A 19,930-nucleotide genomic window follows, 5' to 3' on the forward strand; every position below is an offset into this window, starting at 1 on the left:
CAAGTAATTGATATCGATCCGGCCGATCGCCGCTGGAGCCGCCAAGGCGGCAGTCAAGGCCAAACGGACATAGCGGCCATGCAGCAATAGGCGGAACGAATACGCGGATCGTCGGTACTGGGTTCGGGGTGCATCGCCGGCGGCGATCGCGCCGTTTCCGGGTCCGTCCCGGGCTCCGACCGCAGCGCGGCAACAAGGTGCCGAATAGCGGGCCACCGCTTGTTGCGGCTGCGCGTACGCTATGTTAGCAAAGCGCCGCTTTTCGTGATCAAGCTGCTCTCGCGGCGATCGAAAATCAAAGTCCTGCTTGAATTCCAAGGGCTTAACTGGTTTGCGCCGCAGCGGCGCGCCGGTGTCCCTCTTGTGGGTTGGGCGCATATAAAAAGAGCACGTCTGTGGCTGCTGAAGATCCCTCCGTATCCGGTGTGTCCGGTCGTTACGCGACGGCCCTGTTTGAACTGGCCCGTGACGAAAAGTCCGTCGATGCGGTCAAGGCCGATCTCGACAAGTTCAATGCCCTTCTCGATGAGAGCGCCGACCTCAAGCGCCTGGTCCGCAGCCCGGTGTTCGGTGCGGACGTGCAGCTCAAGGCGCTCAATGCGGTGCTGGACAAGGCCGGCATCGCCGGCGTCGCCGCCAACGTGCTGCGTGTGCTGACCACCAACCGCCGCCTGTTCGCGGTCGCCGACGTGATCCGCGCCTTCAACGGGCTGGTCGCCAAGTATAAGGGAGAGGCCACGGCCGACGTCGTCGTCGCCGAGCCGCTCTCGGACAAGAATCTCGACGCCTTGAAGGCCTCACTGAAGACGGTGACCGGCAAGGACGTCGCGCTCAACGTGAAAGTCGATCCAGCGATTATCGGCGGGCTCGTCGTCAAGCTCGGCAGCCGCATGATCGATAGTTCGCTTCGCACCAAACTCAACTCGATCAAGCACGCGATGAAAGAGGCAGGCTGATGGACATCCGCGCCGCGGAAATTTCCGCGATCCTCAAGGACCAGATCAAGAATTTCGGGCAGGAAGCCGAAGTCACCGAAGTCGGACAGGTGCTGTCCGTCGGCGACGGTATCGCCCGCGTCTACGGTCTCGACAACGTCCAGGCCGGTGAGATGGTCGAGTTCGAGAACGGCACCCGCGGCATGGCGCTGAACCTCGAGACCGACAACGTCGGCGTCGTCATCTTCGGCGCCGACCGCGAGATCAAGGAAGGCCAGACCGTCAAGCGCACCCGCGCCATCGTGGACGCGCCGGTCGGCAAGGGCCTGCTTGGCCGCGTCGTCGACGCGCTCGGCAACCCGATCGACGGCAAGGGTCCGATCCAGTTCACCGAGCGCAAGCGCGTGGACGTCAAGGCGCCCGGCATCATTCCGCGCAAGTCGGTCAACGAGCCGATGGCCACCGGCCTGAAGGCAATCGACGCCCTGATCCCGGTCGGCCGCGGCCAGCGCGAGCTGATCATCGGCGATCGCCAGACCGGCAAGACCGCGATCGCGCTCGACACCATCCTGAACCAGAAGCCGCTGAACGTCGCTGGCGCTCCCGAGAGCCAGAAGCTGTACTGCGTCTACGTCGCCGTCGGCCAGAAGCGCTCGACCGTCGCCCAGTTCGTCAAGGTGCTCGAGGAGCAGGGCGCGCTGGAATACTCGATCGTCGTCGCCGCGACCGCCTCGGATCCGGCCCCGATGCAGTATCTCGCGCCGTTCACCGGCTGCACGATGGGCGAGTACTTCCGCGACAACGGCATGCACGCCGTCATCATCTATGACGATCTGTCCAAGCAGGCCGTCGCCTATCGCCAGATGTCGCTGCTGCTGCGCCGCCCGCCGGGCCGCGAAGCCTATCCGGGCGACGTGTTCTACCTGCACTCCCGCCTGCTGGAGCGCGCTGCGAAGCTCGGCAAGGACCATGGTCTGGGCTCGCTGACCGCGCTGCCGGTCATCGAGACGCAGGCCAACGACGTGTCGGCCTACATTCCGACCAACGTCATCTCGATCACCGACGGCCAGATCTTCCTGGAGACCGATTTGTTCTTCCAGGGCATTCGTCCTGCGGTGAACGTCGGTCTGTCGGTGTCGCGCGTCGGCTCCTCGGCGCAGACCAAGGCGATGAAGAAGGTCGCCGGCAAGATCAAGGGCGAGCTGGCGCAGTACCGCGAGATGGCCGCGTTCGCGCAGTTCGGCTCCGACCTCGACGCCTCGACCCAGCGCCTGCTGAACCGTGGTTCGCGCCTGACCGAGCTCCTGAAGCAGCCGCAGTTCTCGCCGCTGAAGATGGAAGAGCAGGTCTGCGTGATCTGGGCCGGCACCAACGGCTATCTCGACGCGCTTCCGCTCGGCAAGGTGCGCGCCTTCGAGGACGGCCTCCTGTCGCTGCTGCGCGGCAAGAATGCCGACCTCCTGAACGCGATCCGCGACAGCAAGGATCTGTCCGACGACAGCGCCGCCAAGCTGAAGGCGGTGGTCGAAGGCTTCGCCAAGACCTTCGCCTGATCGCTAGAGGTCGTGGCCGGCTCCGGCCGGCCATCCACGCCTTCGGGGTGGACAACGTGACATCTCATGCCCAGCATCAGGCCGGGCATGACCAATCTCAGGGTTGAGCGGTCGGGTCTCCAGGGGATCGGCCGCCGGGGTGAGCTAGACGAACAATGGCGTCACTGAAAGACATGCGGGTCCGCATCGCCTCGACCAAGGCGACGCAGAAGATCACCAAGGCCATGCAGATGGTCGCCGCCTCCAAGCTGCGCCGCGCGCAGCAGGCGGCCGAAGCGGCGCGTCCCTATGCCGAGAAGATGGACGCCGTGATCTCCAACATCGCGAGCGCCACCATCGCCTCCGCCGGCGGCCCGAGCCTGCTCGCGGGCACCGGGCGCGACCAGGTGCATCTGCTGCTGGTCTGCACCGGCGAGCGCGGCCTGTCCGGCGCGTTCAACTCCTCGATCGTGCGTCTGGCGCGCGAGCGTGCGCTAGCCCTGATGAACCAGGGCAAGGAAGTGAAATTCTTCTGCGTCGGCCGCAAGGGCTACGAGCAACTGCGCCGTCAGTTCGACAAGCAGATCGTCGAGCACATGGATCTGCGCTCGGTTCGCCAGATCGGTTTTGCCAATGCCGACGAGATCGCCAAGAAGGTGATCGCCCGCTTCGAGGCCGGCGAGTTCGACGTCTGCACGCTGTTCTATTCGCGCTTCCGCTCGGTGATCGCGCAGATCCCGACGGCACAGCAGATCATTCCGCTGGTGGTCGAGGCGCGGCCTGCCAATGCTGCGCCGCTGGCGCCTTACGAATACGAGCCGGAGGAGGACGAGATCCTCGCCGGGCTGCTGCCGCGCAATCTCGCCGTGCAGATCTTCCGCGCGCTGCTCGAAAACAACGCCTCGTTCTACGGTGCGCAGATGTCGGCGATGGACAATGCCACGCGCAACGCCGGCGAGATGATCCGCAAGCAGACGCTGATCTACAACCGCACGCGTCAGGCGATGATCACCAAGGAACTGATCGAAATCATTTCGGGCGCCGAGGCGGTCTAGCCAGATCGCGTCGCGCCTCTTTGAAGCGCAACCCAGGAACATATCCCGGTCGAGCCGACCGTGGTTTCGTATACGGATCGTAAGGAGAGACACTCAATGGCTACCGCAGCCAACCAGATCGGTCGCATCACCCAGGTCATCGGCGCCGTCGTCGACGTGCAGTTCGAAGGTCACCTGCCGGCCATTCTCAATTCGCTCGAAACCAAGAACGCCGGCAACCGCCTTGTGCTCGAGGTCGCCCAGCATCTCGGTGAATCCACCGTCCGCACGATCGCGATGGACACCACCGAAGGTCTGGTGCGCGGCCAGGAGGTGACCGACACCGGCTCGCCGATCCGGGTGCCGGTCGGCGAGGGCACGCTCGGCCGCATCATGAACGTGATCGGCGAGCCGATCGACGAAGCCGGCCCCGTCAAGGCGGAAGGCCTGCGCCCGATCCACGCGGACGCGCCGAGCTACACCGACCAGTCGACGGAAGCTGAAATTCTCGTCACCGGCATCAAGGTCGTCGACCTCCTGGCGCCCTATGCCAAGGGCGGCAAGATCGGCCTGTTCGGCGGCGCCGGCGTCGGCAAGACCGTGCTGATCCAGGAGCTGATCAACAACGTCGCCAAGGCGCACGGCGGTTACTCGGTGTTCGCCGGCGTCGGCGAGCGCACCCGCGAGGGCAACGACCTCTATCACGAGTTCATCGAGTCCAAGGTCAACGCCGATCCGCACAATCCGGATCCGAGCGTCAAGTCGAAGTGCGCGCTGGTGTTCGGTCAGATGAACGAGCCGCCCGGCGCCCGCGCCCGCGTCGGCCTGACCGGCCTCACCGTCGCCGAGCACTTCCGCGACCAGGGCCAGGACGTGCTGTTCTTCGTCGACAACATCTTCCGCTTCACGCAGGCGGGCTCGGAAGTGTCGGCGCTGCTCGGCCGTATCCCGTCGGCGGTGGGTTATCAGCCGACGCTCGCCACCGACATGGGCGCGCTGCAGGAGCGTATCACCACCACCAACAAGGGCTCGATCACCTCGGTGCAGGCGATCTACGTGCCGGCCGACGACTTGACCGACCCGGCGCCGGCGACGTCGTTCGCGCACTTGGACGCGACCACCGTGCTCAACCGCGCGATCTCGGAAAAGGGCATCTACCCGGCGGTGGACCCGCTCGACTCCACGTCGCGCATGCTGTCCCCGCTGGTCGTCGGCGAGGAGCACTATCAAACCGCGCGCATGGTCCAGCAGATCCTCCAGCGCTACAAGTCGCTGCAGGACATCATCGCCATCCTGGGCATGGACGAGCTCTCGGAAGAGGACAAGCTGACGGTGGCCCGCGCCCGCAAGATCGAGCGCTTCCTGTCGCAGCCGTTCCACGTCGCCGAAATCTTCACGGGATCGCCGGGCAAGTTCGTCGACCTCGCCGACACCATCAAGGGCTTCAAGGGCCTGTGTGAAGGCAAGTACGACCACCTGCCGGAGGCCGCCTTCTACATGGTCGGCAACATCGACGAGGCGGTCGAGAAGGGCAAGAAGCTGGCGGCGGAAGCCGCCTAAGGGCGAATGGCGAATAGGGAGTAGCGAATAGGGTTATCCGCTGCTCCCTTCTCCATTCACTACTCGCCATTCGCTATTCGCTACTCGCAGGTTTCCTCATGGCTACTTTCCATTTCGATCTCGTCTCGCCGGAAAAGATCGCCTTCTCGGGTGAGGTCGACCAGGTCGACGTTCCCGGCCAGGAGGGTGATTTCGGCGTGCTCGCGGGCCACGCGCCGTTCGTGGCGACGCTGCGGCCGGGCATCCTGACAGTGACATCAGGCGGATCGCAGCAGAAGATCATCGTGCTCGGCGGTCTTGCCGAGATCTCGGACAAAGGTCTGACGGTTCTCGCCGACGTCGCCACGTCGCTGAAGGAGCTCGACCAGACCGCCTTCGCGGCCGAGATCGCCGGCATGGAATCCAAGCTGAACGAGAAGCAGGGCAACGAGCTCGATCGCGCGATCGAGCGGCTCGATCACTTCAAGACGATCCAGCAGCAGCTCAATACGACCGCGCTGCATTGATCCAACCGCACGACGTATGAATGAACGTTCATGGCCGGGCTCTGCCCGGCCATTTTCGTTTGGGGCTCGAACGTCGTGCGCCGGTCGATGACTACTTCAAGGGGTCGGTTGCATGCTCACCGATCTGACGGCATGCTCCCGGCCGATCCAGCGGGCGCGGTGACATGGCAGGACAGATCGTCTTGAAACGCAAGATCGCGGCGATTTTCGCCGCCGATATCGCCGGCTATTCGCGCCTGGTCGCGGAGGATGAAGAAGAAACGCTACGGCGACTGGCGGCCTATCGCGAGGTCGTTGACGACTTCATCGCGCGCGCCGGCGGCCGCATCTTCAACACCGCCGGCGATGCGGTGCTCGCGGAATTCCCCAGCGCGGTCGAAGCGGTGCGTTGCGCGATCGACATCCAGGAGAGCCTGCGCACGCGCAACATGGCCTATCCGCCGAGCCGGCAGATGAGCTATCGCATCGGCATCACCATCGGCGACGTCGTCGAGCGCGACGGCGATCTGCTCGGCGACGGCGTCAACATTGCAGCGCGCCTCGAGGGCCTCGCCGACGTCGGCGGCATCTGCATCTCGCGCGCCGTCCATGAGCAGGTTGCCAACAAGCTGTCGGTGCAGTTCGCCGACATGGGCGCGCGGGAGGTCAAGAACATCCCCACCCCGGTGCACGCCTTTCGCGTGGCGATGCGCCGCGAGGACGGCACCTACGCGCCGCCGGAAGAAAAGAAAGCCGCCCGCGGCGGCGGGCTCCGCATGATCTGGCGAATTACGGCCGCCCTGGTTGCGCTCGGCGCGGTCGGGGTCGGGACCGAGCTCTACCTGGATTATCGCGATCCGCATCCCGCGCAGCGCGATGCCGCCAAGGCGGCGGCGGAAGCGTTGGCCCGGCTGTCGGCCACGCCGGCTTCGCCGTCCTCGGTCCCGTCTTCATCTCCATCCCCCGCGCCGACGCAGTCATCCGTCGCCATGCAGCCGGCCGACTCGCCGCAGCCGCAACAGTCGCCCTCGCCTTCATCCTCTGTCGCTGCCGAGAAGTTTGCACCTGAAGCCGTGCCGTTCGTGAGCGAGCGGACTCGCATTGCGCTGGCGCGCGACTACGTGCCGGCGCCCGAGCACAAGGCGTTCGCGACCACGATCAACGGCGTCAGCGCCTACGTCACCGGGCAGGCGAGCGACGACGCGGCGAAGTCGGCCGCGCTGGAGCAGTGCCAGCAGCGCGCGGACAACGCGAACGGACCGCGCAAATGCGAGCTCTACGCCGTTGGTGACAATGTCGTCTACGTGCACAGCAAGCCGCCGTTGCCGCCGCAGCCCTGGGTGCGCCACGACCCGCTGACCGAACGCGCCTTCAGCGCGGCCGAGATGCCGCTGGTGCGTGATACCGGCCGCGCCCGGCTCGAAGCGAACTACGGGACGGCGCGACGGACCAAGGCGATCGCGCTCGGGCCCGGTGGCCAGTTCTTCTACAGCGTCGGCGGCGACCTCGTCGACGACGTGGTTCGGCGCAATCTGGAAGCCTGCGGCGCTCAGGCGGGAACCGCCTGCATCATCGTTGCGCTCGACGATGCCTTCGTGGTGCCGATACCGACCGTGATGAAAGCCACCGGCTTCTTCCACGCGGCCATCCATCAGGCGATCGCCCCGGAGGCGCGCGAGGAGGTGGCGCGGCGCCTCGAGGCCGCGACGTCGGGCTGGAATGCAGTCGCGGTCGGAACGGCCGGCCACCCCGGCTTCAGCCTCAATGGCGACCGTGAGGAGACGGCGATCGGCGGCGCGCTGGCCGACTGCGCCACGCGCGACAGCGACTGCCGGGTGATTGCGATCGGGCCGTTCACGGTCGAGGACAATTGAGCCGGCGAACTCTCTCGACATCGCTGTTCCGAGGCGCGCTGAGCGCGAGATCGGAATGACGCAGAGCCTCACTCTTCGACGTGGATCAGTCGCCAGCTTCGGTGAGATGCGCAAAGGCCTCCGCCACCGCACGATAGACCTCGCGGCGGAACGGCACCACCAAGTCCGGCACGCGCGCGAGCTGCTCCCAGCGCCAGGCGTCGAACTCGGCCGGCTGGCCGTTGCGCGGCGTCACCGGATCGATGTCGGCCTCCCGGCCGGTGAAGCGCATCGCGAACCACTTCTGGCGCTGGCCGCGAAAGCGCGCGAGCCGGTGGTTGGGATCCTCGAATGGCGGAAATTCGTAGGTCAGCCAGTCGGTCTCGGCCAGGATATCGGCGTCGCGGATGCCGGTCTCCTCCCACAGCTCGCGCCGCGCCGCCGCCTGCAGATCCTCGCCGGGGTCGACGCCGCCCTGCGGCATTTGCCATTCGAGGCCGGGAAGGACGATCTCCGGTCCGTCGTCGCGGAATCGGCGCCCCAGGAACACGAGCCCTTCGGCATTGAGCAGGGCGATCCCGACGTTCGGACGATAGGGTCTGGTCTCGGTCATCCTCGAATCCATGAGCTGTCGTTCGCATAGCAGCGCACCATGGCGGCATCGTCGCGACGCACCTGCAGAGATTCCCTGCAGCCCGTGCGCAGATGCGGACTAGCGGCTGTCGGGTATCGCGTCGAGGGCGCGGATCGTGATTCAATCGCCGGCGAGCGGAGCGAATTCCTGGACCACGCGCTCATAGACCGGTCGCTTGAACGGCACGATCAGCCCCGGCAGGTTCTTCATCGGCTCCCAGCGCCAGCTGACGAATTCCGCCTTGTGGTGGCCGCCGCCGGGCCGCTCGACGTCGATCTCGGCATCGGATCCGGTGAAGCGCAGCGCGAACCATTTCTGGCGCTGGCCGCGATAGCGCCCCTTCCAGGCGCGGCCCGCGACCGTGCGCGGAATGTCGTAGGTCAGCCAGTCGCCGACCTCGGCCAGCTTCTCGACGGAGCGCACGCTGGTCTCTTCATACAGCTCGCGCTTGGCCGCCTCCCAGGCATCCTCGCCGGGATCGACGCCGCCCTGCGGCATCTGCCAGACATGGGTGTCGTCGACATGCTCGATCCCGCCGGCGCGGCGACCGATGAAAACCAGCCCCTCCGAATTGATCAGCATAATGCCGACGCAGGTGCGGTAAGGCAGGTCCTCGTAGCGCGTCATTCCGGTCTCGGCCTTCCTGCGGGGACCCTGCGCCTCGCTGCGCAGGCCTCACGCTGTCACGTCGCCAGTCGGGCCGGCGCACGTTCGTTCAGTTCGATTTTGATTTCAGCATCGCGGTTGTCAATGGCACCAGCAGAATGCCCTTGCGGTCGAGCCCCTTGATCCAGGTGGCGATGCGGTCGATCGAGACTGGCAGCGCCGAGGCGGTCCCGACGGCGACGCCACGTTCCTTGGCCAGGCTTTCGAGCTTGGCGAGCGCATTGTCGATCTCGACCGGGGTCGGCACCGCGTCGATGGTGACGTCGCCCTTCGCGAACGGCATCGCGAGCCCCGTGGCGAGTGACGCCGCCACGCTGCGCGGGGCTGCGCCATCGTCGAACAGGGCCAGGCCGCGCTTGGCGGCCTCGTTCACGATCGGCTGCATCGCCGCTTCCGTTGCGACGAAGCGCGCACCCATGAAGTTGCCGATGCCGACGTAACCCTGCAGCCGGCTCATGTGCCAGAACAACCGGTCGATGTTCTGGTCCGGTCCGAGTGTGGCGAGCAGCGTCTGCGGACCCGGATCGTTGTCGGGATAGTCGTAGGGCTCCATCGGGACCTGCAGCAGGATCTCGTGGCGCTGCGCCCGGGCGCGCTCGGCGAGTTTGGTCGGATCGGAGCCATAGGGCGTGAAGGCCAGGGTGACCGCGGGCGGCAGCTTCATGATCGCGTCCGCCGTCTTGGCGGCGCCGACGCCGAGACCGCCGATCACGATCGCGACGGCCGGCATGCGCGCCGCCTTGGCGCGGTCAGCCTCGGCCGCATAGGCGGTGAACGGCTTCAGCCCGTCGGCCATCACTGGGATCATGCCGTAGCGCGACTTCTCCAGCAGCCGCGGGTCGACGCCGGGCATCTGGCTCGCAGCCGGCGTGGCCGATCCAGGCTCTGCCGTCTCGCCACCGGCACCGATCGCGACCTCCTGGCGGGCGCCGCTGGAGCCGTCGATGATGGTGACCGTCTTGCGCTCGCCGCCCTCCTGCTTGGCCGCGGGGGCCGCGCCGTGGTCGGCCTTTGCGTCTGGCTTGCCATCCGGCTTGGCGGTAGCCTTGTCGTCGGCGGGCTTTGCGCCCTCGTTGATCGCGACGCGGGCGACCGGCTCGCCACCGAGCGGATTGTCGTTGAACATCGCAAAGCCGGCAAACGCGACCAGGAACAGCCCCAGCAGCATCGCAAGGGCCTGCAGGGCCGTGAAGGGAAGCCGAACGCGGCGCCTGCGACGCTTTTCCGTCTGTCCGAGCGGGGCGCTCAGTTCGTCGGCCGTCTCTGTCATCGAAATTCCCGAATCAATCGGGTCGACGATACCACGGCAGGGATTCGGACGCAGGGCCAGTGTCCGAAAGCCCGTAGATCGGCGGAGCCGCAAACGAGAAGCCGTCCAAAAAACAAAGGGCGGCCTGGAGGCCGCCCTTCAAACCCACTTCGCGTCTGTCGGCCGCCGCTCCGGCGGCGGCCTCAGTTCGCCGCCTTGGCCGGCTTGTCGGCCGCGGCCTTTTCGGTCGGCGCCGGGGTGTTGGCGCTGTTCTTGATGCCATGGAGCAGGTCGGCAGCCATTTTGAGCGCCTTGTCGTCCTTGGTGTCCGGCGGCACGTAGGACTGCGAGCCGGTCTTCTCGTCGCCGTCGTTCTTGAGATGGCCGCGCAGCGACGCCTCGCCCTTGGTGTCGGTGCGCGATTTCAGCTCATCCGGCACGTCCTGCAGCACCTCGATGTCGGGCACGATGCCCTTGGCCTGGATCGATTTGCCCGACGGCGTGTAGTAGCGCGCGGTGGTCAGCCGCAGCGCGCCGTTGCCGGCGCCGAGCGGGATGATGGTCTGCACCGAGCCCTTGCCGAACGAGCGAGTGCCGACCAGCGTCGCGCGCTTGTGGTCCTGCAGCGCGCCGGCCACGATCTCCGACGCCGACGCCGAGCCGCCATTGATCAGCACGATGACCGGCTTGCCCTTGGTGAGGTCGCCGGCATGTGCCGCGCGGCGCTGCGTCTCCTCGGCATTGCGGCCGCGGGTCGAGACGATCTCGCCGCGCTCCAGGAACGCGTCGGAGACGGTGACCGCCTCCTCGAGCAGGCCGCCCGGGTTGTTGCGCAGGTCGATGATGTAGCCCTTCAGCTTGTCGCCGATCTGGTTCTGCAGGTCGGCGATGCTCTTCTTCAGGCCCTCGGTGGTCTGCTCGTTGAAGGTGGTGATGCGGATATAGGCGATGTCGTCGCTCTCGGTGCGCGAGCGCACCGAACGGACGCGGATGTTGTCGCGGGTCAGCGTCACGTCCAGCGGATTGTCGGCGCCCTTGCGCACGACCTTCAGCTTGATCTTGGTGCCGACCGGGCCGCGCATCTTCTCGACCGCCTGGTTGAGGGTCAAGCCCTGCACGGCTTCGTCGTCGAGATTGGTGATGATGTCGTTGGCCTGGATGCCTGCCTTCGAGGCCGGCGTATCGTCGATCGGCGACACCACCTTGATCAGGCCGTCTTCCATCGTCACCTCGATGCCGAGGCCGCCGAACTCGCCGCGGGTCTGCACCTGCATGTCGCGGAAGCTCTTCGCATCCATGTAGCTCGAATGCGGATCGAGGCCCGAGAGCATGCCGCTGATCGCGGACTCGACCAGCTTCGAATCGTCGGGCTTCTCGACATAATCGCTGCGCACCCGCTCGAACACGTCGCCGAACAGGTTGAGCTGGCGATAGGTATCGGCGGTCGCGGCGCGCGCCGTCGATCCCATCAACACCGCGCGCGGTTGCGAGACGAACAGGGTCAATGCCGCACCGGTGGCCGCGCTCAGGAGAATTACCGAAGTCTTACGCATCATCCGCGTACCTTTTCGCCTTCATTTGCGGCCCACCATGGGCCTGGATCGATTGGAGTGCCGTCCTTACGGAACTCGACATAGAGCACTGGTTGACTCGCGTTGGTAGCGAGAATGGAGGCAACCTGGGAGCTGTTACCCATGATCGCGACCGGCTCTCCCGTCTGAACAAACTGCCCGATGTTGACGGAAATGCGCTCCATCCCGGCGATCAGGACATGATACCCGCCACCGGCGTTGAGGATCAAGAGTTGTCCGTAGCTACGGAAGGGACCCGCATACACAACCCAGCCATCACACGGGGTTGTGACCTGAGCCCCTGGCCGGGTTGCCAAAGAAATGCCTTTATCCGAGCCGCCGGCACCGTCCGATGCGCCAAATTCGCGGATCTTGGTGCCGTTGACCGGAAACGCCAGCATGCCCTTGGTCGAGGCGAACGCGATCGCGGGCGCCTTGCGGCCTGGGTTGCGCAGCGCATTCGCGTCCGGCTTGCTGTTGACCGGCACCCCCTGCAGGCTCGCCGTCGAGGCAGCCTTGGCCGCGCTCTTGAGGTCCAGCTCCATCGTCGTGATCAGCCCCTGCAGCGAGTCGATCTGCTGGGCCAGCACGGCGGCGCGCGCGCTTTCGGCTTCCATGTCCTTCTCGGCCGAGCTCTGCTTGCGCTGGCGTTCCTCCACCAGGGCCGCGAGACGGGTCTGATCGGTGCGCAGCCTGTCGCGGTCGCCGGCGAGCTTGTCGCGTTCGCTGGCGATCGTCTTGCGGATGGCGACGAGCTCGCCGAGATCGGTCGAGAGCTTTTCGGCTCGGCTTCGCATCTCGGGGATCACCGAGCCCAGCAGCATCGCGGTCCGCAGGGATTGCAGCGCATCCTCGGGACGGACGAGCAGGGCCGGCGGGGTGCGGCGGCCGGCGCGCTGCAGTGCGGCAAGAACCTCGATGATCTCGGTCCGCCGCGTTTCCAGCGACGTCCGCAGATCCTGCTCGCGGCCGTCGAGCCCGCGCAGCCGCGTTTCGGCCTCGGCAACGCGCACTTCGACGCTCCGCACCTGCGCCGCGACGTCGATCAGTTGCTGGTTGAGCTTGCCGCGATCCTCGCCGAGCGCGGCGATGTCGGCCTTCAGCCGCTCCTGGGCCTCAGCGGCGGCCTTCTGGGCCGCGCGGGCGGCCTCGAGCTCCTGTTCGCGCTGCTTCAACTGCTCCGGGGTGGCCGGCGTCGGTGATGCCGTACCAGGGATGGAGGGCCGGAGTCCGCTCTGCGCCAGCGCCGGACATCCGGAGAACACCACAACGAGCGCGATGAGCGACGCACGGCAGGACTGGCCGCCGCGGACAGGTCTTGGGGAGCAGGAGAGGGGCCGCGCAGCGAACATCGAGGTCCTTATTGTGCTCCCATCGTCCCTTGTTCAAGCGCGGTGATAGGGGTGACCGGCAAGGATCGTAGCAGTACGGTAAATCTGCTCGAGCAGCAGGACGCGGACGATCTGGTGCGGCCAGGTGGCGGCGCCAAACGCAACCCCGAGCTTGGCTCTGCGCCGCAAATCGGGCGAAAGTCCGTCGGCGCCGCCGATTGCGAAGACGGCAGCCGGAATGCCTTCGTCCCGCCAGCGCCCAAGATAACCCGCAAAGGTTGTGCTGTCGACGTTCCGGCCACGCTCGTCGAGACAGACGAGCACGGACTTGTCCGGGACCGCCGCCGATATCGCGGCGGCCTCCTCGGTCATGCGTGTCGCCGCATCGCGCGCGCGGCTTTCCGGGATTTCATGGATGTCGAGGCCGCGAAAGCCGAGCTTTCGGCCGATGTCGTCGAAACGCTCGCGGTAGCGCTCCGCGAGCTCCCGCTCGGGACCCTGCTTCAACCGGCCGATGGCGACCACGATCAGGCGCATGCGCACGGACTAGCACGTGCGCGCCACGATTCGCATCCGCCGCGGCGTGGGGCCGCCTAGACCGCCTTGGCCGGGTTCGGCCCTTGAGTCCACAATCGCTCGAGATTGTAGAACTCGCGAACCTCGGGTCGGAACACGTGCACGATCACGTCGCCGGAATCGATCAGCACCCAATCGCAATTGGGCAGGCCCTCGATGTGGAGTTTCTTGGTGCCGGCTTCCTTCAGGCCCTTGGCGACGTTTTCCGCGATCGACCCGACGTGCCGGTTCGAGCGGCCCGTGGTGATGACCATGTAGTCGGAATAGGCCGATTTGCCGTGAAGATCGATCGTGATCGTCTCCTCCGCCTTCATGTCTTCGAGGCGGGAGAGGATCGTGCGCAGGGTCTTGTCGGCGTCGGGTTGCGCCTGCAAGGCCGCATCTTGGGTCGACGTCTTACGCGCTGACTTGGCTGTCGCCGACTTGGTAGTCGTTGCCTTCGTCTTGGGTAAGGCCGACTGGGACAATACAGATGTGGTCAGGGACCATTCCTTTCGCTGTATCGCAGGCCGAATCCAACCCGGCCTGCTGACCATACTAGGCATGTGGGGTTAATGGTTTCAACAATCCAGTACCCCGGTCGTCCGGCCCGACAGCGTCGACGCCGTCCCGCTTCGGACCGTAGCGGGGACGGAAAGTTCCATGCATATCCGATGCCGCGCGATGGCGAACGCGCGGCCATTCAGAACGACTTCCAACTGCCGTCCGGGTTCCTCAGCCCCGTCGAGGACAGGCTGAGCTTCAGACCAGTGAGGTAGACCCAGGCTGGAGCGGTGCGGTCGGCCAGACGGCTGGCTTGCGCTTCCGGTATGCGATACCGCGCCAGGGCGCGTGCGGCGGGCGCGTTCAGGGCACGGAAGCTGCGGGGCGGACGATCGACCACGGCCATCGGCACCTGGGCCGCGATGTGCTGCCACTTCTGCCAGCGATGGAACTGCGCGAGATTGTCGGCGCCCATGATCCACACGAAGCGCAGGCGGGAGGCGCGCCGGCGCAGATAATCGATCGTGTCGGCAGTGTAGCGGGTGCCGATGACGGATTCGAGACAGCTGATCTCGATGCGCGGATCGGCGGCGACCTTGCGCGCCGCTTCGGCGCGTTCGGCCAGCGCATGCAGCCCGCCATTGTTCTTGAGCGGATTCCCCGGCGTGACCAGCCACCAGACACGGTCGAGCTGCAGCCGCTTCAGCGCGAACAGGCTGATCGCGCGGTGCGCCTGGTGGGGCGGATTGAACGAGCCGCCGAGCAGGCCGATGCGCATGCCGTCACTGTAGGGCGGCAGCGCCTGGCGGATCGCAAGGCGCATGGCTGTGGTGTCGGTCACGGCTGCCCCCTGCTGCTCGTGCGACTCAACCACAAGATGCGGCCGTCATGGCCGCGTCTGCCCGGTGCCGTGGATCCGGTATTTGAAGCTGGTGAGCTGCTCGACGCCGACTGGGCCGCGCGCATGGAATTTGCCGGTGGCGATGCCGATCTCGGCGCCAAAACCAAATTCGCCGCCGTCGGCGAACTGGGTCGAGGCGTTGTGCAGCACGATCGCCGAGTCGACCTCGTTGAGGAACTTGTCGGCGGCCGCATTGTCGTCGGTGACGATCGCATCGGTATGATGCGAGCCATGCGCGTGGATGTGAGCGATCGCGCCATCGACGCCGTCGACGACCCTCGCGGCGATGATGGCGTCGAGATATTCGGTGTCCCAATCCTCGTTGCTGGCCGGCTTCACCCGCACATCGGCCGCGCGCACGGCATCGTCGCCACGCACCTCGCAGCCGGCGCCGATCAGCAGGTCGACCAGCGGCTTGATCTTGTCCTGCGAGGCGCGATCGATCAGCAAGGTCTCGGCCGCGCCGCACACGCCGGTGCGGCGCATCTTGGCGTTCAGCACGATCGACTTGGCCATCTCCAGGTCGGCGGCGCCATCGACATAGACGTGGTTCACGCCTTCGAGATGCGCGAACACCGGCACGCGCGCCTCGGCCTCGACGCGCGCGACCAGGCTCTTGCCGCCACGCGGCACGATCACGTCGACACCACCGTTCAGGCCCGACAGCAGCAGCCCGACGGCCGCGCGGTCGCGCGTCGGCACCAGCGTGATCGCGGCCTCCGGCAGGCCCGCCTCGCGCAGGCCCTCCACCAGGCATTCATGGATGGCGCGACAGGAGCGGAACGAGTCCGAGCCGCCGCGCAGGATCACGGCATTGCCGGACTTCAGGCAGAGCACGCCGGCGTCGGCCGCGACGTTGGGGCGGCTCTCGAAGATCACGGCGATCACGCCCAGCGGCACCCGCACGCGCTCGATGGTCATGCCGTTCGGCCGCTGCCAGCTCTCGGTGACCACGCCGACCGGATCGGCGACGCCACGTACCACGGCGATGCCGTCGGCCATCGCGGCGACGCGGGCCGGGGTCAATGTCAGGCGATCAAGGAAGGACGAGGTCATGCCGGCCGCTTTGGCGTCGGCGACGTCCTCGGCATTGGCGGCGATGATGGCGTCGGCGCGGGCGCGGATCCGCCGCTCCATCGCCTCCAGCGCGCGGTTCTTCTGCTCGGCCGGCGCCAGCGACAGCACACGCGCCGCCGCACGGGCGCGCTTGGCGAGATCGTTCATCAGCTGGGGCAGATCGGCGCTGCCGTCGATAGCCTTGAGAGGCGCGGTCATGGGCGGTTCAACCTTGAATTAAGGCTCTCCAGTAGCACGGAAAGCGGCCATTTGCGAACGTCGGCGGCGGGGCTCTAGGCCGGCCCCACGCCCGCCGGGCCGATCACCAGATCGTCGCGATGGATCATCTCCGCTCGTCCCGACACGCCGAGAATGATTGCGACATCAGGCGAGGAGCGGCCCTTGATGCGCTCGGCGTCATCGGCGTCGTAGGCGATGAGGCCGCGGCCGATCTCGTGGGTGTCGGGCCCGCGCACCACCACCGCGTCGCCGCGGGCAAACTGTCCCTCGACCTTGATCACGCCGGCCGGCAGCAGGCTCTTGCCGGCGCGCAGGGCGTTGACCGCACCGGCGTCGATCGTCAGCGTGCCCTTCGGCTCCAGCGAGCCGGCGATCCAGCGTTTTCGCGAGGTGACCGGATTGGCCGGGGTCAGGAACCAGGTGCAGCGGCCGCCATTGGCGATCGCCGCCAGCGGATGCTCGATCTTGCCGGAGGCGATCAGCATGTGGGTGCCGCCGGTGGTCGCGATCTTCGCGGCCTCGATCTTGGTCTTCATGCCGCCGCGGGACAGTTCGGATGCCGCGCTGCCGGCCATCGCCTCGATGTCGGCGGTGATGCTCTCGACCACGGGGATCAGCCGGGCGTTGGGATCCTGCGCGGGCGGCGCGGTGTAGAGGCCGTCGATGTCCGACAGCAGCACCAGCAGGTCGGCGCTGGCCATGGTGGCGACGCGGGCGGCGAGACGGTCATTGTCCCCGTAGCGGATTTCGGCGGTGGCGACCGTATCGTTCTCGTTGATGACAGGCACCGCGCGCCATTCCAGCAGTTTGGCGATCGTCGAGCGCGCGTTGAGATAGCGGCGGCGCTCCTCGGTGTCCTGCAGGGTCACCAGGATCTGGCCGGCGCCGATGCCATGGGCGCCGAGCACCTCCGACCAGATCCGCGCCAGCGCGATCTGGCCGACCGCGGCCGCCGCCTGGCTCTCCTCCAGCTTCAATGGTCCCCGCGGCAGCTTCAGCCGGCTGCGGCCGAGCGCGATCGAGCCCGACGACACCACCAGCAGCTCGCAGCCGCGGCCATGCAGCCGGGCGATGTCGGCGGCCAGCGCCGTCAGCCAGGAGGCGCGGACTTCGCCGGCCTCGGAATCGACCAGCAGCGACGAGCCGACCTTGACGACGATGCGGCGGAAATTTTCGAGACGGGGTGCCATGGTGAATTCGGTCAAGTCAGCTGCCATGGGCGGACTCTCAAGATCGAGTGGAGCTGGCGCCACGAAAGGTGGTGCGCTCCCCTCCCTTTTGCGGGGAGGGGTCGGGGGTGGGGGTCCACACGGCAAGACCGCCGCCGGGGCACCCCCCTCCCCAACCCTCCCCACAAGGGGGGAGGGAGTGCACCGATCTCTAGGCGATCGCTTGCAAACAACCTTGAGCGAATGCCGGTCGGCAGTCCTTCAGAGGTAAGATACGAATTTGGTGCTGCGACATATGCGCCGGGCTCAGTCCGCAGCGCAAGGTTCGGTTCGAGCCTCAGCCCTGCGGCGGCGGTGGCGCCGCCCACGGCTCCTCGGTCGCAGCATTCTCGACCGCGTTCTTGGCCTTGTTGGAGACCGGCGACTCCCCAACGACGTCGGCGAGCTTGCGCAGGGCTTCCTTGACGCCTTCGCCCGTGGCGCCGGAGATCAGCAGCGGCGTCTTCTTGGCGGCGCGCTTCAGCCGGTCTCTCTGCTTCTTCAGCTCGTCCGGGTCGACCGCGTCGATCTTGTTCAGCGCGACGATCTCGATCTTGTCGGTCAGCTCGCCGCCATAGGCCTCGAGCTCGTGCCGCACGGTCTTGTAGGCCTTGCCGGCGTGCTCGCAGGTGGCATCGACCAGATGCAGCAGCACACGGCAGCGCTCGACATGGCCGAGGAAACGGTCGCCGAGGCCGGCGCCCTCATGCGCGCCCTCGATCAGGCCGGGAATGTCGGCCAGCACGAATTCGCGGCCGTCGGAATTCACGACGCCGAGCTGCGGATGCAGGGTGGTGAACGGATAATCGGCGATCTTCGGCTTGGCGGCCGAGACCTTGGACAGGAAGGTCGACTTGCCGGCATTCGGCAGCCCGACCAGGCCGGCATCGGCGATCAGCTTCATGCGCAGCCAGATCCAGCGCTCCTCGCCGGGCTGGCCGGGATTGGCGTTGCGCGGCGCCCGGTTGGTCGGTGACTTGAAGTGCGCGTTGCCGAAGCCGCCATTGCCGCCCTCGGCCAGCACGAACCGTTCGCCGACCGCGGTAAAGTCGTGGATCAGCGTCTCGCGGTCCTCGTCGAAGATTTGGGTGCCGACGGGAACCTTGAGCACCACGGACTTGCCGCCGGCGCCATGGCGGTCCTTGCCCATGCCGTTCTCGCCCTTCTGGGCCTTGAAATGCTGCTGGTAGCGGTAGTCGATCAGGGTGTTGAGTCCATCGACAGCCTCGATGATCACGTCGCCGCCGCGGCCGCCATTGCCGCCGTTCGGCCCACCGAACTCGATGAACTTCTCGCGCCGGAACGCAACGCAACCGTTGCCGCCGTCGCCGGAGCGCACATAGACCTTGGCTTCATCGAGGAATTTCATGATGCGCCCTACGTAGGCGAGGCGGGTCCCCACGGCAACCGCGGAATGGGTTTAATTCGGCCCGAAGCCTTAATTTCGAGCGGTAAAGCCGCGCTGCGCACGACTTGGACAAGCGTTGCGCAGGGGTTGCGGCAGGGCTGCGTCACGCTTTCGGCGGAAGGGCTGGAGCCACCGCGGTCGGGCTGATAAGGCAGCCTCGTCATGAGCGTGCTGTCCCGAATCTCCACCGCCAACGATGAGCGCTCGGCGCGGCTCGCCGGCATCGGCCTGATGCTGCTGTCGATCGCGATGTTCTCGTTCGGCGATGCCTTGGGCAAGTTCCTGGTCTCGACCTATGCCGTCGGCCAGCTGCTGTGGCTGCGCGCCTGTGCGGCCCTGCTCTTGCTCGCACCGTTCATCTGGCGCAACCGCGCCGCGTTCCTGCAGCTCGAGCGTCCCTGGCTGCAGCTGGTGCGCGTGATCCTGTCGACGTTGGAGGTGGCGGCGTTCTTCCTCGCCACCGTCTATCTGCCGCTCGCCGACGTCATCACCTATTATCTCGCGGGGCCGATCTTCGTCACCGCGCTGTCGGCGCTGGTGCTGCGCGAGCATGTCGGCTGGCGGCGCTGGACCGCGATCCTGATCGGCTTCTGCGGCGTGCTGATCGCGCTGCGGCCCTCGGCGCAGACCTTCAGCCTGCCGGCCTTGATCGCACTCGGCGGCAGTCTGTCGTTCGCGGTGCTGATGCTGATCACGCGTTCGCTGCGCGCGACGCCCGACATCGTGATGGCGTCGTCGCAGTTCGTCGGCACCTTCCTGCTCGGCGCCGCGATGTCCTCGTTCGGCTGGGTGACGCCGACTCCCGGCAGCCTGGTGCTGTTCGCCGCCGCCGGTCTCATCTCGGTGACCGCTCTCTTCTGCGTCAACCGCTCGCTGAAGCTGGCCCCGGCTTCGGTCGTCGTGCCTTATCAGTACACGATGATCGTCTGGGCCGTGCTGTTCGGCTTCGTCGTGTTTGGCGACGTGCCCCATCCCGCGACCATCATCGGCGCCATCATCATCATCGGCGCGGGGCTGTACATCTACTTGCGCGAACGCAGCCTGGGGCAGGGACAGGGTGCGGTGAATCCCCCGGTGTAGCGGCGTTCACCGCCGTCGTCCCGGCCTCGAGCCGGGACCCAGACTCCGTGCGGCCTGTGGTGGAGAAGGCTGTGGCTCCAGCGTGATCCCACCACCGATTTCGGTGGCTATGGGTCTCGGCTCGAGGC

At 66.6% G+C, this 19,930-nt stretch carries 18 protein-coding genes; 7 read left to right on the plus strand and 11 right to left on the minus strand.

Annotated features, from left to right (window positions below; translation table 11 throughout):
- Positions 1-395 precede the first annotated feature (395 nt).
- The 6 genes from QX010_RS15420 (at position 396) to QX010_RS15445 (ending at position 7,420) form a co-directional block, all read left to right on the plus strand.
- Positions 396-956 carry a F0F1 ATP synthase subunit delta gene (locus tag QX010_RS15420; RefSeq protein WP_316180334.1) on the plus strand — a complete coding sequence of 187 codons (561 nt, stop codon included), beginning with the start codon at positions 396-398 and terminating at the stop codon, positions 954-956.
- Positions 956-2,488, plus strand: coding sequence for a F0F1 ATP synthase subunit alpha (gene atpA, locus QX010_RS15425; protein WP_172112905.1), 1,533 nt, complete (start codon positions 956-958; stop codon positions 2,486-2,488). The genes QX010_RS15420 and atpA overlap by 1 nt, the downstream gene beginning before the upstream one ends.
- Before the next feature lie 155 nt (positions 2,489-2,643).
- Positions 2,644-3,522, plus strand: coding sequence for a F0F1 ATP synthase subunit gamma (locus tag QX010_RS15430; RefSeq protein WP_315800690.1), 879 nt, complete (start codon positions 2,644-2,646; stop codon positions 3,520-3,522).
- 96 nt (positions 3,523-3,618) lie between these two features.
- Positions 3,619-5,061 (plus strand): F0F1 ATP synthase subunit beta, encoded by a 1,443-nt coding sequence (atpD, locus tag QX010_RS15435; protein WP_172112903.1) that lies wholly within the window; start codon positions 3,619-3,621, stop codon positions 5,059-5,061.
- A 98-nt stretch (positions 5,062-5,159) separates the two neighbouring features.
- Positions 5,160-5,567: a F0F1 ATP synthase subunit epsilon gene (locus QX010_RS15440; RefSeq protein ID WP_315715938.1), complete on the plus strand. Its 408-nt coding sequence runs from the start codon at positions 5,160-5,162 to the stop codon at positions 5,565-5,567.
- Between the two features lie 164 nt (positions 5,568-5,731).
- Positions 5,732-7,420: an adenylate/guanylate cyclase domain-containing protein gene (locus QX010_RS15445; protein WP_316180336.1), complete on the plus strand. Its 1,689-nt coding sequence runs from the start codon at positions 5,732-5,734 to the stop codon at positions 7,418-7,420.
- An 85-nt stretch (positions 7,421-7,505) separates the two neighbouring features.
- Here QX010_RS15445 and QX010_RS15450 read toward each other — a convergent pair whose 3' ends face one another.
- The 11 genes from QX010_RS15450 to obgE all read right to left on the minus strand — a co-directional run bounded on the left by QX010_RS15450 (position 7,506) and on the right by obgE (position 18,683).
- A complete protein-coding gene (locus QX010_RS15450; protein ID WP_316180337.1) occupies positions 7,506-8,012 on the minus strand; it encodes an RNA pyrophosphohydrolase in 507 nt (168 codons plus the stop codon).
- A 141-nt stretch (positions 8,013-8,153) separates the two neighbouring features.
- Entirely contained in the window at positions 8,154-8,660 is a 507-nt protein-coding gene (locus QX010_RS15455; RefSeq protein ID WP_316180339.1) for an RNA pyrophosphohydrolase, read from the minus strand.
- A gap of 88 nt (positions 8,661-8,748) precedes the next feature.
- Positions 8,749-9,969 (minus strand): divergent polysaccharide deacetylase family protein, encoded by a 1,221-nt coding sequence (locus tag QX010_RS15460; RefSeq protein ID WP_315800686.1) that lies wholly within the window; start codon positions 9,967-9,969, stop codon positions 8,749-8,751.
- A gap of 182 nt (positions 9,970-10,151) precedes the next feature.
- Entirely contained in the window at positions 10,152-11,504 is a 1,353-nt protein-coding gene (locus tag QX010_RS15465) for a S41 family peptidase (RefSeq protein ID WP_315715943.1), read from the minus strand.
- Positions 11,501-12,871: a murein hydrolase activator EnvC family protein gene (locus QX010_RS15470; protein WP_316180342.1), complete on the minus strand. Its 1,371-nt coding sequence runs from the start codon at positions 12,869-12,871 to the stop codon at positions 11,501-11,503. Before QX010_RS15470 ends, QX010_RS15465 begins: the two co-directional genes overlap by 4 nt.
- Positions 12,872-12,904: 33 nt before the next feature.
- Complete coding sequence (gene rlmH, locus QX010_RS15475) at positions 12,905-13,387, minus strand: 23S rRNA (pseudouridine(1915)-N(3))-methyltransferase RlmH (RefSeq protein WP_315800684.1); 483 nt, start codon at positions 13,385-13,387, stop codon at positions 12,905-12,907.
- A 56-nt stretch (positions 13,388-13,443) separates the two neighbouring features.
- Positions 13,444-13,800, minus strand: a complete 357-nt coding sequence (rsfS, locus tag QX010_RS15480; RefSeq protein ID WP_316180344.1) for a ribosome silencing factor — start codon at positions 13,798-13,800, stop codon at positions 13,444-13,446.
- Between the two features lie 308 nt (positions 13,801-14,108).
- Entirely contained in the window at positions 14,109-14,732 is a 624-nt protein-coding gene (locus tag QX010_RS15485) for a nicotinate-nucleotide adenylyltransferase (RefSeq protein WP_316180460.1), read from the minus strand.
- A gap of 63 nt (positions 14,733-14,795) precedes the next feature.
- Positions 14,796-16,085 carry a glutamate-5-semialdehyde dehydrogenase gene (locus QX010_RS15490; RefSeq protein ID WP_316180345.1) on the minus strand — a complete coding sequence of 430 codons (1,290 nt, stop codon included), beginning with the start codon at positions 16,083-16,085 and terminating at the stop codon, positions 14,796-14,798.
- A 74-nt stretch (positions 16,086-16,159) separates the two neighbouring features.
- Positions 16,160-17,296 carry a glutamate 5-kinase gene (gene proB, locus QX010_RS15495; protein WP_315800923.1) on the minus strand — a complete coding sequence of 379 codons (1,137 nt, stop codon included), beginning with the start codon at positions 17,294-17,296 and terminating at the stop codon, positions 16,160-16,162.
- Positions 17,297-17,612: 316 nt separating this feature from the next.
- Positions 17,613-18,683, minus strand: a complete 1,071-nt coding sequence (gene obgE / locus QX010_RS15500) for a GTPase ObgE (protein ID WP_316180346.1) — start codon at positions 18,681-18,683, stop codon at positions 17,613-17,615.
- Positions 18,684-18,884: 201 nt separating this feature from the next.
- Here obgE and QX010_RS15505 point away from each other — a divergent pair, with 201 nt between their 5' ends.
- Positions 18,885-19,802 (plus strand): DMT family transporter, encoded by a 918-nt coding sequence (locus QX010_RS15505; protein WP_316180349.1) that lies wholly within the window; start codon positions 18,885-18,887, stop codon positions 19,800-19,802.
- The last annotated feature ends 128 nt before the right edge of the window (positions 19,803-19,930 follow it).

It is taken from the genome of Bradyrhizobium sp. SZCCHNRI1009, assembly GCF_032487575.1.
Lineage (GTDB): Bacteria > Pseudomonadota > Alphaproteobacteria > Rhizobiales > Xanthobacteraceae > Bradyrhizobium.

Excerpts from the sequence above, each read along its gene's own strand:
- atpA (WP_172112905.1), top strand. The coding sequence starts at position 956 with ATGGACATCCGCGCCGCGGAAATTTCCGCGATCCTCAAGGACCAGATC.
- QX010_RS15430 (WP_315800690.1), top strand. The coding sequence starts at position 2,644 with ATGGCGTCACTGAAAGACATGCGGGTCCGCATCGCCTCGACCAAGGCG.
- atpD (WP_172112903.1), top strand. The coding sequence starts at position 3,619 with ATGGCTACCGCAGCCAACCAGATCGGTCGCATCACCCAGGTCATCGGC.
- QX010_RS15440 (WP_315715938.1), top strand. The coding sequence starts at position 5,160 with ATGGCTACTTTCCATTTCGATCTCGTCTCGCCGGAAAAGATCGCCTTC.
- QX010_RS15445 (WP_316180336.1), top strand. The coding sequence starts at position 5,732 with ATGGCAGGACAGATCGTCTTGAAACGCAAGATCGCGGCGATTTTCGCC.
- QX010_RS15450 (WP_316180337.1), bottom strand. The coding sequence starts at position 8,012 with ATGACCGAGACCAGACCCTATCGTCCGAACGTCGGGATCGCCCTGCTC.
- QX010_RS15455 (WP_316180339.1), bottom strand. The coding sequence starts at position 8,660 with ATGACGCGCTACGAGGACCTGCCTTACCGCACCTGCGTCGGCATTATG.
- QX010_RS15460 (WP_315800686.1), bottom strand. The coding sequence starts at position 9,969 with ATGACAGAGACGGCCGACGAACTGAGCGCCCCGCTCGGACAGACGGAA.
- QX010_RS15465 (WP_315715943.1), bottom strand. The coding sequence starts at position 11,504 with ATGATGCGTAAGACTTCGGTAATTCTCCTGAGCGCGGCCACCGGTGCG.
- QX010_RS15470 (WP_316180342.1), bottom strand. The coding sequence starts at position 12,871 with ATGTTCGCTGCGCGGCCCCTCTCCTGCTCCCCAAGACCTGTCCGCGGC.
- rlmH (WP_315800684.1), bottom strand. The coding sequence starts at position 13,387 with ATGCGCCTGATCGTGGTCGCCATCGGCCGGTTGAAGCAGGGTCCCGAG.
- QX010_RS15485 (WP_316180460.1), bottom strand. The coding sequence starts at position 14,732 with ATGCGCCTTGCGATCCGCCAGGCGCTGCCGCCCTACAGTGACGGCATG.
- QX010_RS15490 (WP_316180345.1), bottom strand. The coding sequence starts at position 16,085 with ATGACCGCGCCTCTCAAGGCTATCGACGGCAGCGCCGATCTGCCCCAG.
- proB (WP_315800923.1), bottom strand. The coding sequence starts at position 17,296 with ATGGCACCCCGTCTCGAAAATTTCCGCCGCATCGTCGTCAAGGTCGGC.
- obgE (WP_316180346.1), bottom strand. The coding sequence starts at position 18,683 with ATGAAATTCCTCGATGAAGCCAAGGTCTATGTGCGCTCCGGCGACGGC.
- QX010_RS15505 (WP_316180349.1), top strand. The coding sequence starts at position 18,885 with ATGAGCGTGCTGTCCCGAATCTCCACCGCCAACGATGAGCGCTCGGCG.